This is a genomic window from Kitasatospora sp. NPDC059160, assembly GCF_042755465.1.
GTDB lineage: Bacteria > Actinomycetota > Actinomycetes > Streptomycetales > Streptomycetaceae > Kitasatospora.
In genome coordinates this window covers 1-5,646 of record NZ_JBHZCN010000215.1, presented here as the reverse complement: position 1 = coordinate 5,646, position 5,646 = coordinate 1, and the positions used below count along the sequence as shown (strand labels likewise).

The 5,646-nt window shown below is 74.6% G+C and carries 7 protein-coding genes; 2 read left to right on the top strand and 5 right to left on the bottom strand.

Annotated features, from left to right (window positions below; all coding sequences use genetic code 11):
- Nucleotides 1–47: 47 nt before the first annotated feature.
- From ACFXOZ_RS42000 to sigE, 4 genes are all read right to left on the bottom strand, one after another.
- The gene (locus tag ACFXOZ_RS42000; RefSeq protein WP_375884793.1) at nt 48–725 is read right to left on the bottom strand and encodes a hypothetical protein; all 678 of its coding nucleotides are present in this window, start codon (nt 723–725) and stop codon (nt 48–50) included.
- Between the two features lie 223 nt (nt 726–948).
- Nucleotides 949–1,380, bottom strand: coding sequence for a sec-independent translocase (locus ACFXOZ_RS41995; protein WP_380409387.1), 432 nt, complete (start codon nt 1,378–1,380; stop codon nt 949–951).
- 134 nt (nt 1,381–1,514) lie between these two features.
- Entirely contained in the window at nt 1,515–2,537 is a 1,023-nt protein-coding gene (locus ACFXOZ_RS41990; RefSeq protein ID WP_375884787.1) for an anti-sigma factor family protein, read from the bottom strand.
- Nucleotides 2,534–3,262, bottom strand: a complete 729-nt coding sequence (sigE, locus tag ACFXOZ_RS41985; RefSeq protein WP_375884886.1) for an RNA polymerase sigma factor SigE — start codon at nt 3,260–3,262, stop codon at nt 2,534–2,536. Before sigE ends, ACFXOZ_RS41990 begins: the two co-directional genes overlap by 4 nt.
- Nucleotides 3,263–3,550: 288 nt before the next feature.
- Here sigE and ACFXOZ_RS41980 point away from each other — a divergent pair, with 288 nt between their 5' ends.
- The gene (locus ACFXOZ_RS41980; RefSeq protein ID WP_380409399.1) at nt 3,551–4,183 is read left to right on the top strand and encodes an O-methyltransferase; all 633 of its coding nucleotides are present in this window, start codon (nt 3,551–3,553) and stop codon (nt 4,181–4,183) included.
- A 109-nt stretch (nt 4,184–4,292) separates the two neighbouring features.
- Here ACFXOZ_RS41980 and ACFXOZ_RS41975 read toward each other — a convergent pair whose 3' ends face one another.
- Nucleotides 4,293–4,460, bottom strand: a complete 168-nt coding sequence (locus tag ACFXOZ_RS41975; RefSeq protein WP_014137929.1) for a DUF3117 domain-containing protein — start codon at nt 4,458–4,460, stop codon at nt 4,293–4,295.
- A gap of 296 nt (nt 4,461–4,756) precedes the next feature.
- On the opposite strand from ACFXOZ_RS41975, the gene ACFXOZ_RS41970 reads away from it, so the two are divergent.
- On the top strand, nt 4,757–5,557 hold the full coding sequence (locus ACFXOZ_RS41970) for an enoyl-CoA hydratase-related protein (RefSeq protein WP_380409383.1): 801 nt from the start codon (nt 4,757–4,759) through the stop codon (nt 5,555–5,557).
- The last annotated feature ends 89 nt before the right edge of the window (nt 5,558–5,646 follow it).

The window sequence follows — 5,646 nt, the reverse complement described above, 5'->3', positions numbered from 1 at the left end:
GGGCCGGACGGTGATCCGTCCGGCCCCGCCGCGTGTCCGCTGCCTCGCTACGGCCGGGCGTAGCCGCCCAGGTCGGGGACGGTGGCGAAACCGACGCCGTAGGCGCTGACGCCCCGGCCGAAGGCGCCGAGCAGCACACCGGGGGCCTCGCCCGCCAGCACCCAGCCGTACTCGGACTCCCGGTAGCGGAAGGGCTGCGGCAGGCCGTTGACCGGCAGGCTCAGGGTCGACCAGCCGGGCCCGGCCAGGTCGTCGGCGAGGTCCCAGGCCAGGTTGCTCTGCTGGTCCAGCCAGTCCTGGCGCAGCGCGCGGTCCAGCTGGCCGGGCCAGGTCGCGGCGAGCAGGCCGGAGCCGGCCAGCCAGGCCGCCGAGGAGGCGGACGTCGCCTCCAGCGTGCCGGTGTTGTCGGCGCTGCGGCGGCTGTCCCGGCGGGCCACGGTGACCACCACGGCGAACTTGCGCACATCGCGCGGCTCGAACTGCTTGGCCGGCTCGTCGCCGTGGCCGAGGGTGCCGTAGTCGACGCCGCCGGCCGCCCCGCCGCGGGGGCCGCCGGCGCCGGCCTGCATCAGGAAGCGGCGGCCGGTCCAGCCCTCGTCCAGGCCGTACCAGGGGAAGTCGGCGGACAGGTAGGGCACCAGCGGGTCCGCCGGACCGGCCTGCCCGCCGACCACCGGGCCGCCGGCCGTGACCGTCGCCCCTCCCGCCTGACTCGTCGCGTCCATCCCCGGGCCTCCTCAACGCACGTGTGCCTGCCGTGGCGCGCTCCCATGGTGGCGTACCTCGGCGTTCCCGGGGGCCGTTCCTGGTCCGCGCGGGCGCGGATGTGACGGACGGCTCAACGGGAACAATCAGCACAATAGCGGCGCGCACGCCGGGGCCCCGCTCAGCCGGGCGGGCCGGCGGGAATTGTCGGACGCGCCCCGGGCCGCGGACGGCCGGCCCGGATCAGGTGGCGTCGGGGTCGAACGGGGGCCGCTCGCCGGGCTGCAGCGGGGCGCCGGCGGAGGCGGGCGCCGCGGCCTTCTCGAAACTCACGCTGCCCGTCCGGCCGTTCACCGGCGCGGCCGGCTTGTCGTCCAGGACGGAGCGGATGTCGAGCGACTCCTTCATGTCCTTGAGGCCCAGCGGGTCCTGCTGGTCGCCCATCAGCTGCTTGCGGACGAAGGTCTTGGGGTTGAGGTCCTCGAACTCGAAGTCCTTGAAATCGGGCCCCAGCTCGCTGCGGATGTCCTCCTTCGCGGTGTCGGCGAAGGAACGGACCTTCCGGATGAAGCCCATGGTGTCCTGGATCAGCTTCGGCAGCTTGTCCGGGCCGAAGACGACGATCGCCAGTACGGCCAGGGTCAGCAGCTTCAGCCCGCCTACATCGGTGAACACCTGGGCTCCCTAGCTCATCGGACGACGTTCCTACAGGGTAATGGCCACCGGCGAGTCCCTGGTCCACGACGGGATGAAGCCGTGGTAAAGACCAGCCGGTGGCCGGGGGCCCGGCAAGATCGGCCGGACAGGGCCTAACGGGTCTGCTGGCGCAGGGCGGCGATGTTGCCCGGGTAGCGCTCCGGGGAGGAGGACGGCTCCGGGTCGCGGGTGGCGGCCACCGGGCGGCCCGGGAAGTCCACCGGGACCTGCGCGTTCATCGGGACGTAGCCGCTCCGGCCGCTGGTGCCGCCCACCGGGCTCACCGTGGTGCCGTGCTGCTCCTCGCCCTGGGTGAGCCCGCCGACGCCGCCGAGCGTCACCGCGGCGACCGAGAAGGCGCCCGCGGCGGCGAACACCAGGCGGCGGCCGCGGGCCGCGGAGGGCCGCAGGACGGCCGCTGCGGGCTGCGGGCGGGCGGCGGTGCGGTCGGGGCGGGCGACGGCCTCCGGACGGCCGCTGCGCCGGCCGATGAGCGGTCGCAGCATCGAGCCGCGGCCGAAGGCGCGCGGGTCGAACCCGGGCAGCGGGGCGTCGGCGCCGAGCGCGCCCGCGCCGAAGGAGGCACCGGCGCCGCGGCCGAAGGACCCGCCGGTCAGCCGGCTGCCGCCGAGCGTCCCGGTGGCGTTCACGCCGCCACCGGGGAGGTCGTCGTCGTCCCGGCCGCGGAGCCGGCCGGCGTCCGCCGGGGCGTCCTCGGGGAGGCTGCCGACGGCCATCAGCCGGGCCATCAGCGCGGAGGAGGGGCCGGGGGTGTCGGTGCGGGTCAGCAGGTGCTTGACGGACCGGCCCTCGTCGGCCTCGGCCTTGCACTGCGGACAGGTGGCCAGGTGGGCCAGGACCCGCTCGCGGGAGTCGTGGCCGAGTTCGCCGTCCAGGAAGGCGGACAGCCGGTCGCCCAGGTGGTGCTCCTCGGCCGCGGGCTCGGCGGGCCGTACGGGCAGCGCGCGCAGCGCCGTGTCGGCGGGCAGCGGGACGGTCGGCAGCAGAGGGTCCCCGAGGTCACCGCCCACCGGGTCCGCGGCGCCGCGGCGGCCCGGAAGGGCCCAGCTCCGCCGGGCCGAGGACCGGTCGGACGCATCCGAACGGTCCTGGCCGGACCAGCCGGTTCCGCTCACGATCGCCTCCGTCCGCGCCCGCCCGGCGCCGTCGCGACCTCGGCGGCGACGCCGACCGGCACCGGCTCCTCCGAGCCGCCGCGGCGCTCGCGGCCCGGGGCCGAGCCGGGGGCGCGGTGCTTGAGGGCGGCGCGCAGGTGGGAGCGGCCGCGGTGGATGCGGCTGCGGACGGTGCCGAGCTTGACGCCCAGGGTGGCGGCGATCTCCTCGTAGGAGAGGCCCTCGATGTCGCAGAGCACCACGGCGGCGCGGAACTCCGGCGCGAGGGTGTCCAGGGCCTGCTGCACGTCGGCGTCGAAGTGGGTGTCGCTGAAGTGCTGGGCCGGGCTGGGCTCGCGGGAGGCGAGCCGCTCGGCCGCGTCCTCGCCGAGCGCGTCGAAGCGGATGCGCTGGCGGCGGCGGACCATGTCCAGGAACAGGTTGGTGGTGATCCGGTGCAGCCAGCCCTCGAAGGTGCCGGGGGTGTAGGTCGACAACGAACGGAACACCCGGACGAAGACCTCCTGGGTGAGGTCCTCGGCGTCGTGCTGGTTGCCCGTCAGCCGGTACGCGAGGCGGTAGACGCGGGCGCTGTGCGCCTCGACGATCTCCTCCCACGTGGGCGGAGTCCAGCTCTGCGAGTCGGGACCCTCGGCGAAGGTCGCGAGGACAGGGGCCTCGGCGGTACCGGCGGCCGGCGTGGCGGCGGCGGGCTGGTCCAGGTCGGAGTGCGCAGGCTGGTTCATCACGGGCTTCGGCGTACGGGCCGACGCGGTGCCGCGGGAGTGCCGCCGCACAGGGACGTCGCCCTCGGCCACACCTCCTCGGTCGGCTCTTCTGCCCAGCAGGGCCACCACCATATCCACCTCACCCGTCAAGCCCGGATAAAAGTGTCCGGGAGGTCTTGCGCACCCGGTCGTCAGTGACAACGGCCCGCCGCCGTACGCGGTTCCCGCCCGGCCAGTAATCTGTGGCAGGAAATATCGACATGCTCCGGCACCGGGCCGCCACCCGGGGCTCCGAAAGAGGCAGCCATCAGCGAGTTCGGGCCCGCGCGCGCGGCCCTCGCCGACACCTACGTGGGCGAGGACGCCGTGCTGACCTACGCCCGGGCCCAGTCCGCGCGGACCGGCATACGGGCCATCGGGCCGAGCGGCGGGGCCTGCCTGCGGCTGCTGGCCGCCGCCCTGGACGCCAAGGCGGTGGCCGAGATCGGCACCGGCACCGGCGTCTCCGGCGTCTACCTGCTGCGCGGGATGCGGCCGGACGGCGTGCTCACCACGGTCGACTCGGAGCCGGTGCGCCAGCAACTGGCCCGCGAGGCCTACCAGGCGGCCGGGTTCGCGGCCAACCGCTCGCGGTTCATACCGGGCCGGGCCCTGGAGGTGCTGCCCCGGCTCGCCGACGGCCAGTACGACCTGGTGTTCTGCGACGGCGACCCGGCCGAGTCGCGGGAGTACCTGCTGGAGTCGCTGCGGCTGCTGCGGCCGGGCGGGATGGTCTGCTTCGAGGGGGTCTTCCAGGAGGGCCGGCTCGCCGAGCCGGACCACCAGGACCCGCAGACCGGCGCGGTGCGCGACCTGGTGCGGGACGTGCGGGAGAGCGACGCCCTGCTGCCCGCGCTGCTGCCGGTCTCGGACGGGCTGCTCTGCGCCGTGAAGCGCTAGCGGCCGTACGGCGCCGGGCCCCCGCCCCCGGAGAACGCACGGGCCCGGGCCGACATGACGTCGTGCCCGGGCCCGGCGGTACGTCTCCAGGAGACGGCGAGCGCTGCGGTCAGCCGCAGGCCTTCTTCAGGGCCTCGCCCAGGGCGTCGGCCTCGTCAGGCGTGAGCTCCACCACGAGACGTCCGCCGCCTTCGAGCGGAACGCGCATGATGATGCCCCGCCCCTCTTTGGTGACTTCGAGCGGGCCGTCACCCGTCCGCGGCTTCATGGCCGCCATGCTCGTTCCCCTTCCTGCAACCGCTCAGCTACGCACCGGCAGTCCGTCCACCGCCGGTATCGAACGCATTGATCGGAAGCCATTATCCCGCATGCCACGGCCTGATGACCAACATCACTCTCGGTGCAACCACGGCCGGACCGGCAGCAACCACCGCAATCGGCACCAAAAGCCCCGGCGTGGCGGCGGTGGTGACGGCACCGGAAGGTGCGATACCTCACACTCCCCAGTCCGCCCTCCGCTCCGGCATCCTGGCACGACCACCCGCGTGACGATCGTCGAGGGAGCCCTCACCCATGTCCGATTCCGTGCTCTACGAGCTGGACGGCGGCCTCGCCGTCATCACCATCAACCGCCCGGAGGCGATGAACGCCCTGGACGTGGCCACCAAGGTCGCGCTGCGCGACGCCGTGACCGAGGCCGCCGGGGACCCGGCCGTGCGCGCGGTGCTGCTCACCGGCGCGGGCGAGCGGGCCTTCTGCGTCGGGCAGGACCTGAACGAGCACCTGGCGCTGCTCAAGCGCTTCGAGGAGACCGGCGAGGGCGCGCTGCGGACCGTCGCCGAGCACTACAACCCGCTGACCCGCGCGCTGGCCGGGATGCGCAAGCCGACCGTCGCCGCGGTCGGCGGGGTGGCGGCCGGCGCGGGCGCCTCGCTCGCCTTCGCCTGCGACTTCCGGATCCTGTCCGACCGGGCCGGCTTCAACACCGCCTTCGCCGGGATCGCCCTGACCGCCGACTCCGGCGCGTCCTGGACGCTGCCCCGGCTGGTCGGGCACGCCAAGGCCACCGAGCTGCTGATGCTGCCCCGCACGGTCAAGGCCGCCGAGGCGATGGAGCTGGGCCTGGCCACCAAGGTCGTGCCGGGCGACGAACTCGCCGCCACCGCACGGGTCTTCGCCCGCGAGCTGGCCGAGGGCCCGACGGTGGCCTACGGCGCCGTCAAGGAGTCGCTGGCGTACGGCGCCTCGCACTCGCTGGACGAGCTGCTCGACAAGGAGGACGAACTCCAGACCCTGGCCGGGGAGAGCGAGGACCACCGGATCGCGGTGCGCGCCTTCATCGCCAAGGAGAAGCCGAAGTACGTCGGCCGCTAGGGCCTGTCCGGCGGATCTTGGCAGATCAGCGCGCGGCGTTGGGCGCCCGGCTGGGCGTGCGCCCGAGTCGGCCTCGTACTGGACGTACT